The sequence below is a fragment of the Psychrobacter sp. FME13 genome, assembly GCF_014861395.1.
GTDB lineage: Bacteria > Pseudomonadota > Gammaproteobacteria > Pseudomonadales > Moraxellaceae > Psychrobacter.
On the sequence record NZ_RRYV01000395.1, the window covers coordinates 1 to 425 of the forward strand.

At 45.2% G+C, this 425-nt stretch carries 1 protein-coding gene; it reads left to right on the plus strand.

The features are described 5' to 3' along the window. Positions 1 to 31 precede the first annotated feature (31 nt). Positions 32 to 425, plus strand: a 394-nt coding sequence (locus EI164_RS16750) for a helix-turn-helix domain-containing protein (RefSeq protein WP_192521080.1), incomplete at its 3' end; no start/stop codon positions are given.

Here is a 425-nt window from a genome sequence, read left to right on the forward strand (position 1 = left end):
TTTATCCACCGACCAAAGTGAGATTGCAACCATGAGCTATACACATCTAAGCCTAGGTGAACGATACCAGATTTATGCCCTTAAAGGGGCAAAACATAGTATTAATTTTATAGCGAGGGCGTTAAACAGAAGTCCCAGTACCATATCAAGAGAGCTTAGACGCAATAAAAGCCTACGAGGTTACCGAGCAAAGCATGCTAATAACAAGGCTTGTGACAGACGGGCTAACAACGCCACAACTATTGTGACTGACCTCTGGGCATGGGTGACAGACAAGCTTAAAGAGAACTGGAGTCCTGAGCAAATATCTGGCGTTCATGCTGGTATCAGTCATATGAGCATTTATCGCTATATTTGGCGTGATAAGAGGCAAGGCGGCACATTGTGGCAGTGTCTCAGACGTAAAGGAAAACCATACCGGCAGC